This is a genomic window from Alphaproteobacteria bacterium (genome assembly GCA_041396705.1).
Classification (GTDB): domain Bacteria; phylum Pseudomonadota; class Alphaproteobacteria; order CALKHQ01; family CALKHQ01; genus CALKHQ01.
Genome location: JAWKYB010000005.1, coordinates 343158 through 361570, shown reverse-complemented (window position 1 = coordinate 361570; position 18413 = coordinate 343158). Strand labels below are relative to the sequence as shown.

16 protein-coding genes are annotated in these 18413 nt (G+C 70.9%); all 16 read right to left on the bottom strand.

The annotated features are described in order from the left end of the window. Nucleotides 1–2858, bottom strand: a 2858-nt coding sequence (locus tag R3F55_09575; GenBank protein MEZ5667664.1) for a PAS domain S-box protein, incomplete at its 3' end; no start/stop codon positions are given. A 91-nt stretch (nucleotides 2859–2949) separates the two neighbouring features. Continuing rightward, nucleotides 2950–4104 carry an acyltransferase gene (locus R3F55_09570; GenBank protein ID MEZ5667663.1) on the bottom strand — a complete coding sequence of 385 codons (1155 nt, stop codon included), beginning with the start codon at nucleotides 4102–4104 and terminating at the stop codon, nucleotides 2950–2952. Next, entirely contained in the window at nucleotides 4101–5090 is a 990-nt protein-coding gene (locus R3F55_09565; protein ID MEZ5667662.1) for a sterol desaturase family protein, read from the bottom strand. The genes R3F55_09570 and R3F55_09565 overlap by 4 nt, the downstream gene beginning before the upstream one ends. A gap of 159 nt (nucleotides 5091–5249) precedes the next feature. Further along, nucleotides 5250–7634, bottom strand: a complete 2385-nt coding sequence (locus tag R3F55_09560) for an aldehyde dehydrogenase family protein (GenBank protein ID MEZ5667661.1) — start codon at nucleotides 7632–7634, stop codon at nucleotides 5250–5252. A gap of 165 nt (nucleotides 7635–7799) precedes the next feature. Further along, complete coding sequence (gene deoC / locus R3F55_09555; GenBank protein ID MEZ5667660.1) at nucleotides 7800–8729, bottom strand: deoxyribose-phosphate aldolase; 930 nt, start codon at nucleotides 8727–8729, stop codon at nucleotides 7800–7802. Nucleotides 8730–8908: 179 nt separating this feature from the next. Next, the gene (locus tag R3F55_09550; protein ID MEZ5667659.1) at nucleotides 8909–9628 is read right to left on the bottom strand and encodes an ABC transporter ATP-binding protein; all 720 of its coding nucleotides are present in this window, start codon (nucleotides 9626–9628) and stop codon (nucleotides 8909–8911) included. Further along, nucleotides 9625–10356: an ABC transporter ATP-binding protein gene (locus R3F55_09545; GenBank protein MEZ5667658.1), complete on the bottom strand. Its 732-nt coding sequence runs from the start codon at nucleotides 10354–10356 to the stop codon at nucleotides 9625–9627. Before R3F55_09545 ends, R3F55_09550 begins: the two co-directional genes overlap by 4 nt. Then, nucleotides 10353–11276 (bottom strand): branched-chain amino acid ABC transporter permease, encoded by a 924-nt coding sequence (locus R3F55_09540; protein MEZ5667657.1) that lies wholly within the window; start codon nucleotides 11274–11276, stop codon nucleotides 10353–10355. Before R3F55_09540 ends, R3F55_09545 begins: the two co-directional genes overlap by 4 nt. Further along, the gene (locus R3F55_09535) at nucleotides 11273–12223 is read right to left on the bottom strand and encodes a branched-chain amino acid ABC transporter permease (GenBank protein ID MEZ5667656.1); all 951 of its coding nucleotides are present in this window, start codon (nucleotides 12221–12223) and stop codon (nucleotides 11273–11275) included. Before R3F55_09535 ends, R3F55_09540 begins: the two co-directional genes overlap by 4 nt. A 128-nt stretch (nucleotides 12224–12351) precedes the next feature. After that, complete coding sequence (locus R3F55_09530; GenBank protein ID MEZ5667655.1) at nucleotides 12352–13047, bottom strand: ABC transporter substrate-binding protein; 696 nt, start codon at nucleotides 13045–13047, stop codon at nucleotides 12352–12354. 420 nt (nucleotides 13048–13467) lie between these two features. After that, nucleotides 13468–14298 carry an alpha/beta hydrolase gene (locus R3F55_09525; GenBank protein ID MEZ5667654.1) on the bottom strand — a complete coding sequence of 277 codons (831 nt, stop codon included), beginning with the start codon at nucleotides 14296–14298 and terminating at the stop codon, nucleotides 13468–13470. After that, complete coding sequence (locus R3F55_09520; protein MEZ5667653.1) at nucleotides 14288–15142, bottom strand: molybdopterin cofactor-binding domain-containing protein; 855 nt, start codon at nucleotides 15140–15142, stop codon at nucleotides 14288–14290. Before R3F55_09520 ends, R3F55_09525 begins: the two co-directional genes overlap by 11 nt. Then, entirely contained in the window at nucleotides 15034–16608 is a 1575-nt protein-coding gene (locus R3F55_09515; GenBank protein ID MEZ5667652.1) for a xanthine dehydrogenase family protein, read from the bottom strand. The genes R3F55_09520 and R3F55_09515 overlap by 109 nt, the downstream gene beginning before the upstream one ends. After that, nucleotides 16605–17081 carry a (2Fe-2S)-binding protein gene (locus tag R3F55_09510; protein ID MEZ5667651.1) on the bottom strand — a complete coding sequence of 159 codons (477 nt, stop codon included), beginning with the start codon at nucleotides 17079–17081 and terminating at the stop codon, nucleotides 16605–16607. The genes R3F55_09515 and R3F55_09510 overlap by 4 nt, the downstream gene beginning before the upstream one ends. Next, nucleotides 17078–17947 carry a xanthine dehydrogenase family protein subunit M gene (locus tag R3F55_09505; protein MEZ5667650.1) on the bottom strand — a complete coding sequence of 290 codons (870 nt, stop codon included), beginning with the start codon at nucleotides 17945–17947 and terminating at the stop codon, nucleotides 17078–17080. The genes R3F55_09510 and R3F55_09505 overlap by 4 nt, the downstream gene beginning before the upstream one ends. Further along, nucleotides 17944–18402, bottom strand: coding sequence for an SRPBCC domain-containing protein (locus R3F55_09500; GenBank protein MEZ5667649.1), 459 nt, complete (start codon nucleotides 18400–18402; stop codon nucleotides 17944–17946). The genes R3F55_09505 and R3F55_09500 overlap by 4 nt, the downstream gene beginning before the upstream one ends. Nucleotides 18403–18413: the final 11 nt, after the last annotated feature.

Below are 18413 nucleotides of genomic sequence, written 5' to 3'. Positions count from 1 at the left end.
GCCGGATCGGCCTCCGCCTCCGGCCAGACCTTCGGCCAGGTGAAGCGGAACGTCGCGCCCCGCCCCAGTGCCGGGTCGGATTCGACCGCGATGGTGCAGCCGAGCTGGGCAAGCTGCTTCTCGATCATCGCAAGCCCGAGGCCGCTGCCTTCGACCTCGTCGCGTGGCCGCAGCACCTGGAACATGCCGAAGATGCGGGCGTGGAAGCACGGCTCGATGCCAGGGCCGTCGTCGGCGACCGCAAAGGCAAGCCGATCGCCCTGGTCGCGCAAGGTGACGGTGACGGAGCCCTCGTCGCGGTCGTGGTGCTTGATCGCATTGGAGAACAGGTTGCGCAGGACCAACTGCAGCGGCACCGGCCCGGTGCGGATCGTCGGCATCGGATCGTGACGCAGCGAGAAGCGCCGGCCGCTGCTGGCCATGTCGAATGCCTCGCGCACCGCGGCATTGAGATCGACGCTGCGCGACTCGGCGTGCATCCGCCCCACCCGCGCATAGCGCAGCAGGCCGTCGAGCAGGCTGTCCATCCGGGCGACGCGGGCAAGCAGCAGGCCGAGGTTGCGCCGGCTCTCCTCGGTCAGCGACGCATCCAGATCCTGGGCCAGCCACGTCGCCAGGTTGGCCACGGCGCGCAGCGGCGCCTTCAGGTCGTGCGAGGCCAGCGCGGCGAACTGGTCGAGCTCGCGGTTCGACCGCTTCAGCTCCTCGGCCTGCGCGGTCAGCCGCACCTGCGCCCGCTTCAGCTCGGTGATGTCGGTCGCCGTCACCAGCACGCGGGGCTCGCCGGTCGCCGGGTCCTCGTAGGGCACCTTGTCGGTGCTGATCCACCGGTCGGTCCCGCCGCGGGGCTTGTATTCCTGGACGATGCCGAGCTTCGGCCGGCCGCTGGCCAGCACCTCCAGGTCGTCGCGGTGGTACTGCGCGGCGGTGTCGGGGAAATGCTCGTAGGCATCGAGCGGCACCGGCGTCGACTCCGCCACGCCCATGGCCAGGGCGGCGGTGCGGTTCATCCGCAGCACCCGGTTCCTGTCGTCCTTGTGGTAGATGTGCACCGGCATGTTGTCGAAGATCAGCTCGAGCTCGCGGCTGCGCCGCGCCAGGGCCTGCTCGCTCTGTCTCAACTCGGCCTGGGCGACGACGCGGTCGTGGATGTCCATGATGGTGCCGACCATCCGCACCGGTCTGCCGGTTGCGTCGCGCGAGGCCTGGCCGGTGCCGAGAAACCAGCGGTACTGGCCGGATTTGTGCCGCAGGCGATACTCGGTCTCGAACGGCTGGCCCGTCTGCAGGTGGGCATCGCCCAGCGCGATCGTCCGCTGGCGGTCGTCCGGGTGCAGGAGCTCGAGGAAGAGGGAAAGGCTCGGCTCGAGCTCGCCAGGCTCGTAGCCCAGCAGGTGGTGGAATTTCTCCGACCAGATCTCGGCGTCGGCGTTGACGTCGACCCAGTCCCAGATGCCCACGCTGGCGCCCTTCACGGCCAGCTCGAAGCGCTGCTCGCTCTGCCGCAGCGCGGCATTGGCGCGCTCCAGTTCCGCCGCCTGGGCGGCGATGGTGTCGATGGCCCGGCGCTGGGCGGTGATGTCGCGGCCGACCGAGACGATCTCGCGCGCGACACCGCCGTCGTAGACCATCCGGTTCGACCACAGGAACCAGGACTCGCTGCCGTCCTGCGCCACCATGCGCTGCTCGAACAACGCCTGGGGCCGCTCGGGAGACAGGCCGGCCAGATAGGCCTCGACTGCGCCGCGCTCGCAGGGCGGGACGTGGTCGATGAAGCACTTGCCGACCAGGTCGTCCGGCTGCCGGCCGAGGAAGCGGGCATATGGCTCGTTCACGTAGATCAGCGTGGTGTCGGGCCGGGCACGAGACACGAAATCGGGGATGCAGCGCAGCAGGTTGTCGAGCTCGCGCTCGCGTTCGCGCAGGATGTGCGCCATCTCACGGATCGAGGTGACGTCGGTCAGGAAGGCGATGAACACCGGGCCGTCGCCATCGCACGCCAGCTCGACCTGGGCCGAGACCGGATAGGTCGAGCCGTCCTTGCGCCGCTGCTCGGTTTCGAACACGACGAAATCCTGCTCGCCGGTCAGCAGCGGTGCCAGCATGGTCTCGAGCTCGATCCGCTTCATGTGCGGTACCAGGTCGGCCGGCGTCATCCGGCGCAGTTCATCGAGCGTGTAGCCCAGATTGCGGCGGGCGCCCTGGTTCACGTCGAGGAACCGGAAGCTGCCGGTATCGCAGATGTAGATCTCCTGCTGCGCCCGCTCGACGATCCGGCCCAGGCGTTCGTTGTCGCGCGCCGCCTGCGTTGCGGCCTCCAGTGCGGCCGCACGGTCCTCCGCCGTCCGCCGGGCCAGCCGCAGCTCAAGCTCGTCGACCACCAGCGCGGCGAGGTCGGCCAGCCGTGCGCGCTCGCTCGCGGTGATCGTCCGCGGGCGCGTGTCGATCACGCACAGCGTGCCGATGCGCTGGCCGTCGGCAACCGTCAGCGGCGCGCCCGCGTAGAAGCGGATGCCCGGCGCGCCGGTGACCAGCGGGTTCGCGGCGAAGCGGGGGTCGCGGGTCGCGTCCGCGACGACCAGCGGTGCCGAGTCCAGCACGGCGTGGGCGCAGAACGCCCAACTGCGCGGTGTCTCGCGCACGTCGGTGCCATAGGCAGACTTGAACCACTGGCGGTGCTCGTCGACCAGCGAGACCAGCGCGATCGGCACCTCGAACAGGGTCGCCGCCAGCCGGGTGATCCGCTCGAAGCACTCCTCCGGCGGCGTGTCGAGCACGCAGCAGGCGCGCAGCGTGTCCAGGCGTGCCGCTTCGTCGCGCGGAAGGGGCGCGCCGGCGCATCCGTCGAGATCGGTCATCGTCGCGCTTCGTCTCGGTTCGGTATTTTGCCCGGCACATCCCAGCAGTGCCCGGCAGTCGCCCCAGCCCTAGCCCGAAAGCGGTTAAGAATTAGGTATGCGCGGGCTCGTCGGCGGGTGCGGGCCGGCTGCGCGACAGCCGCGCGGCAAGGGCGAGGACCAGCGCGCGCCAGCGCGGCAGCGGCCGCTCGAACAGCGCCGCGGCGGCCAGGCAGACCGCGACGGTGGCCGCCAGCAGCGCCAGGTGCCGCAGCGCCATCGGCAGGTCGGCCGGCACGGCGGCGCCGAAGAACTGCAGCACCGGATAGTGGATCAGGTACAGCGAGAAACTGGCGCCGGAGCCCCAGCGGATGGCGCGCGCCGCGACACCGGGCGCCGCGTCTGCGGCCGGTCGCCGTGCAGCCAGCGCCGCCACGCCGACGATGTGGGCGGCGGCGAGCAGCCCGAGCAGGCCGTTCCAGACGAACTCGTCGGAGAAGTTCAGCAGCGCGAAGGGCGGGGCATCGTGCAGCCCCAGCGCGGCGCCGGTCAGGTGCAGCAGCAGGGCGGGCAGGTGGATGGTCTGCGCGAAGGCGTAAATCGCCACCGGCAGCAGCGCCATGGTCCAGGCCGCGATCGGCGACAGCGCGGCCGGGCGGCCGGCGGCGATCGCCCGCCAGGTCGCCACGCCCAGCAGCCAGGCCGGCGCCAGCAGCAGCACCTTCGGCCCGACGATCAGGCATAGCGCCGCGACCAGCACCGCCCGCCGCACGCCGGCGGCATAGCTCCAGGCGGCGAAGATCAGGTAATAGGCGACCTCGTAGCTGAGCGACCACCACGGCCCGTTGGTGCCGATGCGGAAGGCCTGTCCGGTCCATTCGTTGGCGAAGCTCAGCCCATAGGCCAGCGTCTCGCCGATCGGCGCGGCGTTGTACCACCAGCCGTCATAGTCGTCCGGATAGAGCGCCGCGCCCAGCCGGTCGAAGCCGATGGTCAGCAGCAGCGCCGGGATCGCCACCGAGTAGATGCGGGTGGCGCGGTTGAACAGGAAGCGGCCGGCGGTGCGGTCCTTGGCCTCGGCGGTATGGGCAATGACCAGGCCGGACAGCACGAAGAACAGTACCACCGCGTCGCTGCCCAGGTTGAGCTCGCGGATGAACAGATAGACGCCGTCGGTGAAGCGCGGATAGGCCAGGTGCGAGGCCAGCACCGCCAGCGCGGCGCCGACGCGCAGCGCGTCGAGATAATGCGAAAGGCCGCGGTTCATCGCTCGGCAGCTTCCGTGTGCGCGGCGGCGCCGTTCACGTCCCGGCCGCGGGCACCGAGCTGCGCTGCGAACTGGCGGAACGGCACCAGCAGGGCGGCGGCCAGGTTCGGGTGCGGCTGCGGGATCGGCGTGCCGTCGCGCTCGGCCAGTCCGAACTCGACCGCCTCGCGCCCCTTCGGCACGTACAGCGTGCCGAACATCCAGTCCCACAGCGCGAACACCTCGCCGTAGTTCTTGTCGTGGTGGCGCACCGCGCGGCCGTGGTGGATCTGGTGCTGCGCCGGCGAGATCAGGATGCGCTCCAGCACCGGCCCGTAGCCGATCCAGATGTGGGTGTGGCGGAAGTTGGAGCCGAACATGTTGAACAGGAAATAGCCGGCGTGGATGCCCGCCATCGCCAGCATGTCGAGGTGGTTGGTGACCAGGATCAGCACCAGGCCCATGGCCAGGCCGACCATCAGGTCGCTGATCATCGCCGACAGCAGGTCGTAGACCGGGTGCTTGCGATAGACGGTCAGCGGCGTCATCACCTCGGCGCTGTGGTGCACCATGTGGAACGGCCACAGCAGCGGCATCTCGTGATGCCAGCGGTGCACCCAGTAGACGGCGAAGTCGGCGAACAGCAGGTAGATCGCTGTGACTAGCACCGTGTCGCCGGCCGACCAAGGCGCCTCGCGGATCGATGCGCCGGTCGCGGCGCCGGCCAGCGCCACCACCGCCACCGTGGTCAGCGTGCGCAGGCCGACCGCGCGGAACACGCCGACGAAGGCCATCAGCCGGCCGACCAGGAACAGCCCGGCATCGGTCAGGTTGGAGCGGTCGGTGTAGACCCGGCGCGGAAACAGCCAGGCAAGAAAGCCGGGAAGATGCTCCGCCCGGCGGCGCAGCAAGTATATCGCAAATGCAATTAAAATGAAGGCGGCCAGATAGGCCGGCGCCACCCTCAGACTCGGGTCGGTCAGAGTATTCCAAAGTTCTTCGAGCATCGGCCGGCCATCGCTACCTGCGGAACGGCCGCGCACGGCGGATCAGTGCGCGTGCCGGATCATTGCCGCACCAATCATCACTTAAGCTGCCCTAATTAATCGTTTAGGGATGCCTGCGACCGTCGCGCACATCGCGGCCGCAGGGCATCGGGTGACGGCTCAGGCGCCGAACGGGGTCCAGATCGTCTTCACCTGCACCGCGCGACGCAGGTAGTCGCGGCCCTGGCCGGCGACCGGGCTGGTCCAGTCGCGCGCCTTGCCGTGGTTGACCCAGGTCGCCTTCAGGTTGCCGGCGCTCTCGCGCTCGACCGTGGCCGCGCCCTCGGCCGAGCCGACATACCAGCAGCAGGCGATGTCGTCGTGCTGGGCCATCGTCTTGGCCAGCGCGTCGCGCTCGCCGGTGACGATGTTGACCACGCCGTCGGGCACGTCGGAGGTGTCGAGCACCTGGTAGAGGTCGAGCGCAGCCAGCGGCCGGGTCGGCGACGGCGTGACGACGATGCGGTTGCCCATGGCGATCGCCGGCAGCGCCAGCGAGACGAAAGCCAGCAGCGGCGCCTCGTCGGGGCAGGAGATGCCCATCACGCCCCAGGGCTCGTTCAGCGCCAGCGCCAGCATGCGCGCCTGCGGCGCCCGCACCGCGCCGTCGAACTTGTCGGCCCAGGCGGCGTAGTAGGCGATGCGCGCAACCGACGTCGCCACCTCCCTGTCGGCGCGGGCCTTGGGCTCGCCCATCCGCACCAGCCGGGCGGCGAACTCGGCCGCGCGCGCCGCCAGGTTCTCGGCCAGGAAATACAGCACCTGGGCACGGCCGTGGCCGGTCATCGCCGACCAGGCGCCGGCCTTGTGCGCCGCCTCCACCGCGTTGCGGATGTCCTTGCGGTTGCCGAGCCCGACCTCGGTGATCGCGGCGCCCCTGGCATCGACCACCGGATAGCTGTAGCCCGAATCCGGCCGCGCCTGTTTGCCGCCGATGTAAAGCTTGGCGGTGCGGTCGAAGCCGGCACCCTCGCCGTCGGGCAGCGGCAGCGCCGCTGGCAGGGCGGCCGGCGCGGCAGCGGGCTTCGCCGTCGCCTCCCAGTCCGGCTTCAGATACTCGAACATGCCCTCGCGGCCGCCCTCGCGGCCGAAGCCGCTCTCGCGATAGCCGCCGAAGCCGGCCATGGCGTCGAACTGGTTGGTCGAATTGATCCAGACCACGCCGGCCTTGACCTGCCGCGCCGCATCGAAGGCGACGTCGAGCGTCTGCGACCAGATCGAGGCGGCCAGCCCGTAGCGGGTGTTGTTGGCCAGCGCCACCGCCTCGTCGGGCGTGCGGAAGGTGGTGGCGGCCAGCACCGGGCCGAAGATCTCCTCCTGCGCCAGCGTCGAGGCCGGGTCGACGCCGGTGAACAGCGTCGGCGGGTAGAAGCAGCCGGTGGCCGGCACCGCCGCCTGCGGCTGCCAGCAGGCCGCGCCCTCGGCGACGCCGCGCGCGACCAGGCCGCGGATGCGCTCCAGCTGCGCCGTGGCCGCGACCGCGCCGATGTCGATGGCCTTGTCGAGCGGGTCGCCGACGCGCAGCGTCTCCATCCGCGCCCTCAGCTTGGCGTAGATCGGCTCGGCCACGCCCTCCTGCACCAGCAGCCGCGAGCCGGCGCAGCAGACCTCGCCCTGGTTGAACCAGATCGCATCGACCACGCCCTCGACCGCGCCGTCGAGATCGGCGTCCTCGAACAGGATGAACGGCGACTTGCCGCCCAGTTCCAGCGACAGCGCCTTGCCGGTCCCGGCGGCGGCGCGGCGGATGATGCGGCCGACCTCGGTGGAGCCGGTGAAGGCCAGCTTGGCGAAGCCGGGGTGGTCCACGACCAGCGCCCCGGTGTCGCCGGCGCCGTTGACCAGGTTGAACACGCCCCTGGGCAGCCCGGCCTCCTGGCAGATCTCGGCGAACAGCAGCGCGGTCAGCGGGGTGTATTCGGCCGGCTTCAGCACCACGGTGCAGCCGGCGGCCAGCGCCGGCGCCACCTTCCAGGCCAGCATCAGCAGCGGGAAGTTCCATGGAATCACCTGGCCGCAGACGCCGACCGGCCGGTAGCCGGCGAACTCGGTCTCGGCCAGCGCCGCCCAGCCGGCATGGTGGTAGAAATGGCGGGCGGCCAGCGGCACGTCGAGGTCGCGGGTCTCGCGGATCGGCTTGCCGTTGTCCAGGCTCTCCAGCACCGCCAGCAGGCGCGCATGCTTCTGGATGTGGCGGGCGAGCGCATAGAGGTGGCGCGCCCGCTCGGCGCCGGGCAGCGCCGCCCAGCCCTTGAACGCGCGTGCGGCCGCGGCCTGGGCGGCGTCGACCTCCTTGGCGGTGGCGGCGAGCGCGCGGCCCAGACGGGCGCCGGTGGCCGGGTTGACCACGTCGAAGGCCCTCGCGCCGCGCGGATGGACGAACGCCCCGTCGATGAAGTGGCCGAACCGGCCCTTGTTGCGGCCGAGCCAGGCCTCGGCGACGTCGGCCGCCTCCGGCGCGGGTCCGTAGTCCATGGTGGTGAGGATGTCCCTGATCGCGGTCATGTCATTGCCCTCGAGGTCCGCGGACGCGCAACCCTCCGGTCATCGCGAGCCGCCGAAGGCGGCATGGCGATCCGGAAGCCGACGCACCGACGCTTGTGCCGTGGCCGTGGATTGCCGCGTCGCTGCGCTGCTCGCAATTGCGGCGTGGTGGGCGCTCATGCGGCGTCAGCCCATCGGCTGGTGGTGGGCGGCGGCATAGCGGCCGCTGACGTGGTGGTCGAGCTGGCGCTCGATGTCGGTCAGCAGCGAACTGGCGCCGATGCGGAACAGCCGCGGCGTCAGCCACGGGCCGCCGATCTCCTCCTTCATCAGGGTCAGCCAGGCCAGCGCGTCCTTCGCCGTGCGCAGGCCGCCGGCCGGCTTGAAGCCGACCTCGGCGCCGGTGGCGTCGCGATAGTCGCGCAGCGCCCGCACCATGGTCAGGCTGACCGGCAGGGTGGCATTGACCGCCTCCTTGCCGGTCGAGGTCTTGATGAAGTCCGCGCCGGCCATCATCGCCACCATGCTGGCGCGATAGACGTTGGTCAGCGTGGCGAGGTCGCCGGTGGCGAGGATCGCCTTCATGTGCGCCGGCCCGCAGGCCTCGCGCATCGCCCGGACCTCGTCGTAGAGCGCCGGCCAGTTCCCGGTCAACGCATGGGCGCGGGTGATGACGATGTCGATCTCCGCCGCGCCGGCGCTGACCGCATAGGCGATCTCGGCCAGCCGCTGCGGCATCGGCGTCAGCCCGGACGGGAAGCCGGTGGCGACCGAGGCGACCGGGATGCCGCTGCCGTCGAGCGCGTCGACCGCGTGCGGTACCATGGCCGGATAGACGCAGACGGCACCGACCTGCGGCGGGGCGTCGTCCAGCCCCAGCGCGGCGACCAGGTCGTCGCGCAGCGGGCGGCGCGCCTTGGCGCACAGCCGGCGTACCTTGCCCGGGGTGTCGTCGCCGGCCAGTGTGGTCAGGTCGATGCATTCCAGCGCGCGGACCAGCCAGGCCGCCTGCCACTGCTTCTTCACCGTGCGGCGTGCCGGCAGGGTGGCCGCCCGCCGCTCCGCCGCGGAGCGGTTGATCCGAACGCCCTCGAACAGCGCCGGGGTCAGCGCCATGCCCGGGTTGCGCGGATGCAGCGCGGCGGTCGCGACCCGTTCCGACCCCTCTCGGCTCAGATTTCGGGCATCGACCATTGTGGTACTCCTCGACCGCGGCAGGCTGCGCCCGGCCATGCTAGCCGTTTTGCCGCGCCCACGCATCCATGGCTTGGCGATCTGCCCGCCGCGCGGAGCGCCTATGCGCCGCCGCCCAGGAACGCCTCGGCAATGTCCGGCATCGCCAGCAGGGCGCGGCCGGGCCCGCTGAGACCGATCCGTCCGTTCTCCATGACGAAGCCGGTGTCGGCGCAGGACAGCGTCCGCGTCACATCCTGCTCGGCGATCAGGACGGTGACCCCGCGCTCCACCAGCCTGGGGATGATCCGGAAGATCTGGCTGGCGACGGCGGGTGCGAGGCCCAGCGTCGGCTCGTCGAGCAGCAGCAGGCGGGGCAGCGCCATCAGCCCGCGCCCCAGCGCCAGCATCTGCTGCTCGCCGCCGGAAAGCGTGCCGGCGGTCTGCGACCGCCGTTCCCGCAGCCTCGGGAACAGGGCGTAGACCGAAGCGAGGGTTTCAGCACAGGCGGCGCGGGCGCGCGTATTGATCGCCCCGACCCGCAGATTGGCTTCGACGCTCATGTCGGCAAGGACGAGGCGTCCCTCGGGGACCAGCACCATGCCCCGCGCGACACGCTCGTGCGACGGCAGGCCGTCGATGCGCGCACCCTCGAAATGGATCTCGCCGGCCGCGGCCGGCAACAGGCCGGTCAGGCAGCGGAACAGGGTGGTCTTTCCCGCCCCGTTGGAACCGACCAGCGCGGTGACCCCGCCGGCCGCGACCGTCAGGTCGACGCCGTGCAGCACGCCGACCTCGCCGTAGCCCGCCGACAGGCCGACGATCCTGAGGATGTCGCTCATCCGGCCGCCTCGCCGAAATAGACCGCGCGCACCGCGGGGTCGCGCTCGATCTGGCGCGGCGTCCCGGTGGCGATCAGTTCGCCATGATGCAGGACGACGATGCGTTCGGAGAGCTCGACCAGCGCGCGCACGACATGCTCGACGATCAGGATCGTCAGCCCCCGCGCGCGGCGAATTTCCTGCACGGTCGCCAGCATGGCGGCGACCTCCGTCGGCGTCAGGCCGGCCATCACCTCGTCGAGCAGCAGCAGGGCCGGCCCGGTGCCCAGCGCCCGCGCCACCTCCAGTCGCTTGCGGCCGGACAGGGTCAGCGCGCCCGCCGGCTTCTCCGCCTGGTCGGCCAGGCCCACCTCGTCGAGGATCTCCAGCGCGCGCCGCGCGACCGCGTCGCCCCGCTTGTGCACCCGACCGCCGAAGATCAACGCGGTCTCGACATTCTCGCGCGCGCTCAGCCCGGCGAACGGGCGCACGATCTGGAACGTGCGCGCGATGCCAAGCCGGCAGATGCGGTCCGGCCGCAGCCCGGCGATCGAGCGGCCGCGAAACCGGACGTCGCCCCGGCTCGCGCGGGCATGGCCGGCGATGATGCTGAACAGGGTGGTCTTGCCGGCCCCGTTGGCGCCCATCAGCCCCACGATCTCCCCGGCCTCGACCGCAAAGGAGACGTCGGTCAGCGCCCGCAGCCCGCCGAAGGACTTGCTCACGCCGCTGACGTCGAGCAGGGTCATGCGGCGGCCCTTGCACCGCGCCGGCCGGCGAGCCCGATAAGGCCGCCGGGCGCCAGCAGGACGAATCCGATCAGGAACGCGCCGAGCAGGATCATGTAGAGGCGCGGCGCGTTGGACCACAGCAGTTCCGACAGCGCGGTCAGGAACACCGCCCCCAGCAGCGGCCCGCGGGCATCGCCGCTGCCGCCGATGATCGCCATCGTGACGACGGTGAACGACACCAGCGGGTTGAAGACCTGCAGCACCTCGAAATAGGTGGAGCGCATCGCCATCAGGCCGCCGACCATGCCCGGCACGGCCGCCGACGCGGCGAATGCGATCGCCTTGTAGCGTACGATCGGCACGCCGACGGTCTCGGCCGCCGTCTCGTCCTCGCGGATCGCGATCAGGCCATGGCCGAAGCGCGACGACCTGACGTAGTGCGTGAGCAGGCTGGCGCCGACTGCCAGCGCGATCATGGCGTAGAGCAGCGTCTCGGCCGTCGGCGCGCCGAACAGCAGACGGCTGGACACGCCGAGCTCCGTCTCCAGATTGAGCACGCTGTACTTGACCAGCTCCGCCAGCCCGAAGGTCAGGATCACGAAATAGGGCCCGCGCACGCGCAGCACCGGCATCGCCACGAGCAGGGCGAAGGCGCTGGCGGCGAGCCCGCCGAGCGGCACCGCGAGCCACAGCGGCAGCGTGCCGAACGACACCACCGCCACATAGGCGCCGATGCCGTAGAACACCACGTGACCCAGCGAGATGTAGCCGGTCATGCCCGAGAACAGCGACCAGCTCTGGGTCAGCGCGATCCACATCGCCAGGTTGAGCGCGACCAGGGTCCAATAGGCGCCGAGCGCATGCGGGGTGGCGAGCCCAGCCGCCGCCAGCACGGCCAGACCCGCGTAGAAGCCGGTGCCGCGCGGCATGCCGGTCATGTGCGCCGCCGCCTGCCGAACAGGCCCTGCGGACGGACCAGCAGGATCGCCACGAAAACCCCGTACAGCAGGATCGACCGGTAGTTGGCCGAGGTCAGCGCCACCGCATAGATCTCGACGAAGCCGAGCAGAAAGCCGGCGGCGATGCCGCCGACGATGTTGCCGAGACCGCCGAGGATGATCACGACGAATGCGGCGATGGTGTACGGGAAGCCCATGAACGGCGAGATCTGCTCGGCCATGCTGATTAGCGCGCCGGCGATGCCGGCGACCGCGAAGCCGACCACGAAGCTGGTGCGCTGCACCCGGGTAACGTCGATGCCCACGATCTGCGCCGCCTCGCGGCTCTGGATCAGGGCGGAGACCGCGAGGCCGTAGAATGTGGTCCTGAGGAACACGAGGACGCCGGCCAGCACCGCGACGGCGACCAGCAGCATCGCGATCCGGTTGCCGGTCATGGCGATTCCCGCAACGCGGTAGACGTCGTCCAGATGCTGGTAGGCCTGGGCCGAGGCGGTGAAGGCGAGCGCGATCGCATTCTGCAGGATCACCGAGACGCCGAAGAACAGCAGCAGGGAGTTGGCCTCCAGCCGCTCGATCGCCTGGCCCCCGGCCAGCTGGCCGCGGAACAGCCCGGCATAGAGCCCCAGGCCGACCAGCCCGGTCAGCGCGGCGATCAACGGCAGGCCGATCAGCGGCGACACGCCGGTCAGCGTGAACAGCCAGAACGCACCATAGGCGCCGATCATGACCAGATCGCCATGCGCGATGTTGAGCAGGCGCATGGTGCCGTAGACCAGGTTCAGGCCGAGCGCGATGACGCCGTAGAGCGCGCCGAGCACGAGGGCCGAGAACAGCAGCTGCGGTGAAAGAACGATGTCCAGAGACGACCTCTCCCGGGATCGCGCACGCCGACGCCGGCCGAGGACGCCCCGCCATGACGGCAAGGCGTCCTTTGCAGGACGGCGTTCGGCCGCCGGCGGCTAGCGCGGCTGGAACTGCGACGTGGCCACCGAATCCGGCCAGATCAGGTGCATCTCGCCGCCCTGCAACTGCAGGAAGGCGGTCGGCGTGATCACGTTCTCGACGCCATCGAACTGCCGGGCCGTTGATCGTGTCGAAGGTCGTCGTGGCGATGGTCTCGCGCAACGTCGTGGTCGAGCCGGCGACCGCCACCGCCTGCTCGAGGATCTCGCGACATGTAGGCGAGCGCGCTGTCGAGATAGTCAGGCGCCATGCCATAGGCCGCGACATAGGCGTCGAAGAACGCGCGGCCGCGCGGCCACGCCTCCTGGTAGGGGCTCCAGTGCCCGAGGGTCACGATCCCGTCGGCGCCCTCGCCGAAGGCCTGCTGGAAGGCGGCGATCGTCGGGCCGACGAGCAGGAACTGGAATGGCTGGTCGATGCCGAGTTCGCTGGCCTGTCCCATGTAGAGGAAGGAATCGGCCGGATAGGAAGCGCGTAACGCCGTCGGCGCCGGACGCCGCCCAGTGCGCGTCAACGGCGGGGTCATGTCCGAGATGTCCGGCGGATAGCTCTCGTTGACCGTGACCTCGATGCCCTGCGCTTCCAGGGCCGGGATCAGGAACTGCAGGTTCTCCTGCGCGAAGGGCAGCACGTTGGCGATGACGGCGACCGATCGACGCCGGCCGACTTCGCCAGAGCGGCCAGTTCGGGCCGATCTTGTCGAGGATTCGCCGAGGTCGGGAACCAGATGTTGCCGGGCTGGACCTCGCGGATCGCCACCGGCTGCGCGTGGTGCCGACTCCATCGAGAGCCGTGGCTCGACCGCCGTGCGACGTTCAGGCGACCACAGCGTGCCGGGCCGCAACAGCGCGTCGACCTCGTCGTCGAATCGATTTGCAGATCTCTGGCCGCCTGCCGGATCCAGGAAACTCGTCGATCGTACCAGACTAGCTCGATCGGGCGGCGCTCGCCGGCGACGTCCAGGCCGCCGGCGGCATTCACCTGGTTCGCCCAGAGCTCGTAGGCCGTGACCTGCGACGGCGCCGCCTGCAGAACAGGCCGGTCGAGGCGATCGAAATAGCCGATCCGCACCGGCTCGGCATCCAGCGCGGTCGCCGCCGTCGCGCCGAACGCAAGCGCAACAATTCCAGAGATCATCCGTGCCATCTTGTCCTCCCCCTCATGGCGGCCGTTTCCGATCCTTCCCATCTGCCGTCGCGCGAGGTCACGCGTGACGGGACATGAAGCTCGCTGCACGATCGATCCAGGCACCATCCGCCACGCCCGATGCGTAGCTGGCGCCCAGATGGTCGCAGTCGTCCAATTGTGTCCGCTCGACCTCGACGCCCTCATGTTCGAGTGCGGCGGCAAATTCCTGCGACTGGCGCACCAGATGCGGGAAGTCGCGTTCGCCCCAGGCGACCAGGAACGGCGGCGCGGCGCCGTGGACATGGCGCATCGGCGAGGCCGCCGCGTCGCGTTCCGCGCTCTCCTCGCCCAGGAAGCGCGGCCGCATCGACAGGCCGGAATCCGGCCCGAAATAGTAGGTTCCCGAGATCGGCAGCGCGCCCTTGATGGGGTCGGCGGGGATCGCGCGCGGCGCCTGCCAGTCCTGCATCAGCGCCAGCAGCGACGCATAGTGCCCGCCCGCCGAGTGGCCGCCGACGAACATCCGGTCGGGATCGCCGCCGAATGCGGCGACCCGGTCGCGGGCCAGCGCGACGCCGGCCATGCAGTCCTCCAGGCCCGCCGGGTAGACATGCTGCGGCGCCAGGCGATAGCCGAGGCTGACCATCGTCACGCCGCGCGCGACCAGGCCCGGCGCCATGAAGGCCATCCATTCCTTGTAGCCGTTGGTCCAGCCGCCGCCATGGATGACGCACAGGACGATGCCGCTCGGCCGCTCGGCGGCATAGATCGCGATGCCCTGATAGGGATCGTCGCCATGCCGCACCTCCAGGGCGGGCGGCGGCGACGGCAGCGCCATCACCGTTTCGTGGTAGAGGGCACCGATCTTGCTGAAGGGTTCCTGTGGCGGATAGTCGTCAGGCCGCATCGCGCTCATCCAGCATGCGTGAAAGGATCTTCTCGGGCGTCATCGGCAACGACCGGACGTGGCCGCCCGCCGCGACGGCAACCGCGTTGGCGATTGCGGCGGGCACCGGCACCAGGCAGATCTCGCCGACGCCCTTGGCGCCGAACGGTCCGTCGGTCTCGTGCGATTCGACGATGATCGCGTGGATCGCGTGCGGGCAGTCGAGTGTGGTCGGCACCTTGTAGTCGAGCAGGCTCGGATTGGCCAGCCGCGCGCCGTCCCACACCATTTCCTCGGTCAGGGCGAAACCCATCGCCTGGACGAATCCGCCCTCGATCTGGCCCTCCACGGCGGCAGGATTGATCGCCCTGCCGACGTCCATCGCCGACCAGGCCTCGCGCACCTCCGCCTTGCCCGTCGCCTCGTCGACCTCGACGTCGACGATGACGCAGCCGAAACTGTAGACGCCGATCTGCGGAAACGGCAGTCCCCTGGCGACCGCGCGCTTGGGGTCGATCGTCGCCTGGTTGAACACCCAGGTGTTGTGGCCGACGATCGGCCCGCCGGCCGCCCAGTGGGCGCGCAGCGAAATCTCGTGGAACGACACCTGCCGGTCGGTGCCCTTGACCGCGACGCTGCCGCCGGGCCGCAGCTCCAGATCCAGGTCGGCGCATTCCAGCATCTGGGCGGCATGCGCCCGCAGCTGCTTCTCCACCTCGCCGGCGGCGGCCACCACGGCCCGCCCGGTCGTATAGGTCACGCGGCTGGCCGTCGTGCCCCAGTTGTAGGGCGAACCGTCCGTGTCGGGGCTGGCCAGCGCGACCTTGTCGACCGGCAGTTGCAGCGCCTCGGCGCAGATCTGCACCAGCGCCGTGTCGGAGCCCTGGCCGATGTCGACCGCGCCGGTGTTGAGCACGACGGAGCGTCCTCGAGGACCCGCACGATCGCGCCGGTGCCGAGCAGGCCGGAATATGGGCGCCGATCGCCACGCCCAGCGCGCGGCGCTTGCCGGGCGGCGCCGCCAACGCGGCGCGCCTGTCCCAGCCGGACGCCGCCCGTCGCCTCGTCGATGCACGCCGCCAGACCGTTCGAGGCCACCGCGGCGCCGCCGAACCAGGGGTCGCCGGGCCGGCACAGATTGGCGAGGCGCAGGTCGAGCGGGTCCATGCCGAGGCGCGCCGCGATCTCGTCGAGCTGCGTCTCGCCGGCGAAGGCCACCTGCGGGTTGCCGAAGCCACGAAAGGCGCCGAAGCGCAGCTTGTTGGTGTAGACCAGCCGGCCGTGGCAGCGGACATTGGCGATCCGGTACGGGCCTCGCGCCATCAGCAGGCTGTAGCCGAGGACGCCAGGGCTGTCGTCGCCATAGGCACCGCAGTCGAGCAGCACTTCGACCTCGCGGGCGGTGATCACGCCATCCCGGGTCACGCCGGTCTTGCAGCGCACCTTGAACGGATGGCGGGCGCGCACGCACTCGAAATCCTCCTCGCGGTTGAGGATCAGCTTCACCGGCCGGCCGGTCGCCTGCGCCAGCCTGACCACCATCGGCTGGACATGCGGCTCCATCTTGTTGCCGAAGCCGCCGCCGACCCGCGGGGTCAGCGAACGCAGCTTGCTCATCGGCAGCCGCAGGCTCTCGCAGACATTGGCCTGCACCCGGAACACCGACTGGTTGGCCGACCACAGCGTGATGCGCCCCTGCGGGTCGACCTCGGCCAGCGCACCGCAAGGCTCGATGGCGAGATGGGCCTGGGCGGCGGTGTCGTAGCTGCCTTCGACGACGATGTCGGCCTCGGCGAAGCCGCGCGCGACGTCGCCCTCGCAGAGCTCGGTTTCGGAGGCGAGGTTGCCGCCGCAGATCGCGGGAAACACCTTCACATAGGACGCCAGATCCTCGTGGATCGCCGGCGCGCCCTCGGCCAGGCCCTCCTCGGGGCTGAGGATCGCCGGCAGCTGGTCGTAGTCCACCCGCACCAGGCGCGCCGCGGTTCGCGCCGCCGCCTCGGTCTCCGCCGCGACCACGGCGACCGGCTCGCCGACATAGCGCACCTTGCCCTTGGCGATCGCGTGCTCGTCCTTGATGAATGCGCCCATCCGCCCGTCGGGGAAGTCGTCGCCGGTCAGCACGGCGACCACGCCGGGCACGGCCAACGCCTCGGCGATGTCGTAGCCGCGGATATGCGCGTGCGCCACGGCGCTCTGGGCGATCGCCGCGTGCAGCATGTTCGGCCGCGCCATGTCGGCGATGTACTGCGCGCTGCCGGTGACCTTCTCCAGGATCTCCAGGCGGGGCAGGCTGGCGCCGACGGCACCGGTTCCGGAAGCCGCGGTCATGACGCCGCGGCTCCGCCGGCGCGCAGTACCGCGTCGACGATCTTGGTGTAGCCGGAACAGCGGCAGAGGTTGCCGGACAGCGCCGCACGCACCGTGTCGACATCGGGGCGGCGGTTGTCGCGCAACAGCGCGTAGGCGGTCATGATCACGCCCGAGGTACAGAAGCCGCACTGCACCGCCCCGGTGTCGACCAGCGCCTGCTGGACCGGCGCGAGAACGCCGGCTGCGGCGACGGCCTCGACCGTGGTGATGTCCTGACCCTCGCAGTTGGCGGCGACCGACAGGCAGGCGCGGACCGGATCGCCGTCGACCAGCACCGTGCAGGCGCCGCAGACACCCTGGTTGCAGCCGCGCTTGGCCCCGGTCAGTCCAAGGTCGTCGCGCAGCACCGTCAGCAGCGTCGTCGGTGCCGGCGCCGCCACGGCATGGGTCCGGCCGTTCACCCGCAGCACGACGGAAGCCGGCGCGTTCATGCCGCCAGACCGAACGGCGTCGTCGCTTCGGCCAGGGCGCGCCGCAGCAGCCTGGGCACCACGAGACGGCGATAGTCCGCGCTGGCCCGGACGTCGTCGACCGGGTCCAGTGCCGCCACGATGCAGTCGCCGGCCGCCGCGACCGCGCGCGCATCGAGCGCGGTGCCGATCAGCAGGTCCTCCGCCTCGGCGTTACGCACCGGCCCGCCGGCGCAGCCGCCGACTGCCAGGCGCAGCCGGCTCACCGCGCCGGCTTCCACCGCGACCGCGATCGCCACCGAGGCGATGGCAAAATCGCCGGCGACGCGGCACAGCTTGGCGTAGTGCCCGACCGAGCCCGCTGCAGCCGGCGGCAGCAGCACCGCGGACACCAGCTCGCCCGGTCCGAGCGCCGTTTCGTACCAGCCGAGGAAGAAGTCCTCGGCCGGCACCGTGCGTCGGCCGCCCGGTCCTGCGATCTCGATCGCGGCGTCGGCGGCGACCAGCGCGGGCGGATAGTCGGCAGCGGGATCCGCGAAGGCGATCGAGCCGCCGATCGTGCCCATGTTCCGCACCGGCGGGTTGGCGATCTGGGCGGCGGCCAGGCTGACGACCGTCTGCCCGTCGCGCAGGTCGCTTTCCTGCGCCGTCTGGCGATGGCGGCGCATCGCGCCGATCCGTGCCGTGCCGTCGGGCAGGCGGTCGAACCGCCGCAGCTCGGCGATGCCGGCCAGGCTGACCAGGCATTCCGGCTGGACCAGGCCCGCGTTGATCAGCGCGACCAGGGTCGCACCGCCGGACAGGGCGCGTCCGCGCTCGCCGGCATCGGCCAGCAGCGCGACGGCTTCCTCGACCGTCGCCGGCTTGTGAAACGCCGCGCCGGTCATGGCGTCTCCAGCGCCTCGGCGCGCTGCCGGAAGGCCTCCTCGAACGCCTGCGCCTTGCGGGTCGCGATCTTCTTCATCATGCCGAGGCCGAACCGGCCGAGCCGGCCGGTGATCGACACGTCGGAGGCGTAGTACACCTGGGTGACGCCGGGTTCCTGTTCGGAAAGGCGCAGCGTGTTCTGCGACTGGATGATGCTGGCCCGGGTGCCTTCCTCGCCGCGCGAGATGGAGAGCACCTCTTCCGGCGCGGTCTGGCTGGTGATCTCCACCTCGATGCTGAAGCGGGCCTTGATCGGGCCGACCGCCGCCTCGATCACCGCCTTGTACAGCGCCTCGTCCACCTTCTCGATCGCGCTGCAGCCCGGCACGCAGGGCAACATCGCCACCGGGTCGCGGATCAGCCGCCACACGCGTTCGCGCGGCGCGTTGACCACGAAGCTTTCCTCCAGATACAAGCGCCGACTCC

Coding starts and splice junctions, on each gene's coding strand:
- R3F55_09505 (MEZ5667650.1), bottom strand. CDS start 17,947: ATGACCGGCGCGGCGTTTCACAAGCCGGCGACGGTCGAGGAAGCCGTC.
- R3F55_09545 (MEZ5667658.1), bottom strand. CDS start 10,356: ATGACCCTGCTCGACGTCAGCGGCGTGAGCAAGTCCTTCGGCGGGCTG.
- R3F55_09560 (MEZ5667661.1), bottom strand. CDS start 7,634: ATGACCGCGATCAGGGACATCCTCACCACCATGGACTACGGACCCGCG.
- R3F55_09570 (MEZ5667663.1), bottom strand. CDS start 4,104: ATGAACCGCGGCCTTTCGCATTATCTCGACGCGCTGCGCGTCGGCGCC.
- R3F55_09510 (MEZ5667651.1), bottom strand. CDS start 17,081: ATGAACGCGCCGGCTTCCGTCGTGCTGCGGGTGAACGGCCGGACCCAT.
- R3F55_09550 (MEZ5667659.1), bottom strand. CDS start 9,628: ATGAGCGACATCCTCAGGATCGTCGGCCTGTCGGCGGGCTACGGCGAG.
- R3F55_09525 (MEZ5667654.1), bottom strand. CDS start 14,298: ATGCGGCCTGACGACTATCCGCCACAGGAACCCTTCAGCAAGATCGGT.
- R3F55_09565 (MEZ5667662.1), bottom strand. CDS start 5,090: ATGCTCGAAGAACTTTGGAATACTCTGACCGACCCGAGTCTGAGGGTG.
- deoC (MEZ5667660.1), bottom strand. CDS start 8,729: ATGGCGCTGACCCCGGCGCTGTTCGAGGGCGTTCGGATCAACCGCTCC.
- R3F55_09540 (MEZ5667657.1), bottom strand. CDS start 11,276: ATGACCGGCATGCCGCGCGGCACCGGCTTCTACGCGGGTCTGGCCGTG.
- R3F55_09515 (MEZ5667652.1), bottom strand. CDS start 16,608: ATGACCGCGGCTTCCGGAACCGGTGCCGTCGGCGCCAGCCTGCCCCGC.
- R3F55_09530 (MEZ5667655.1), bottom strand. CDS start 13,047: ATGGAGTCGGCACCACGCGCAGCCGGTGGCGATCCGCGAGGTCCAGCC.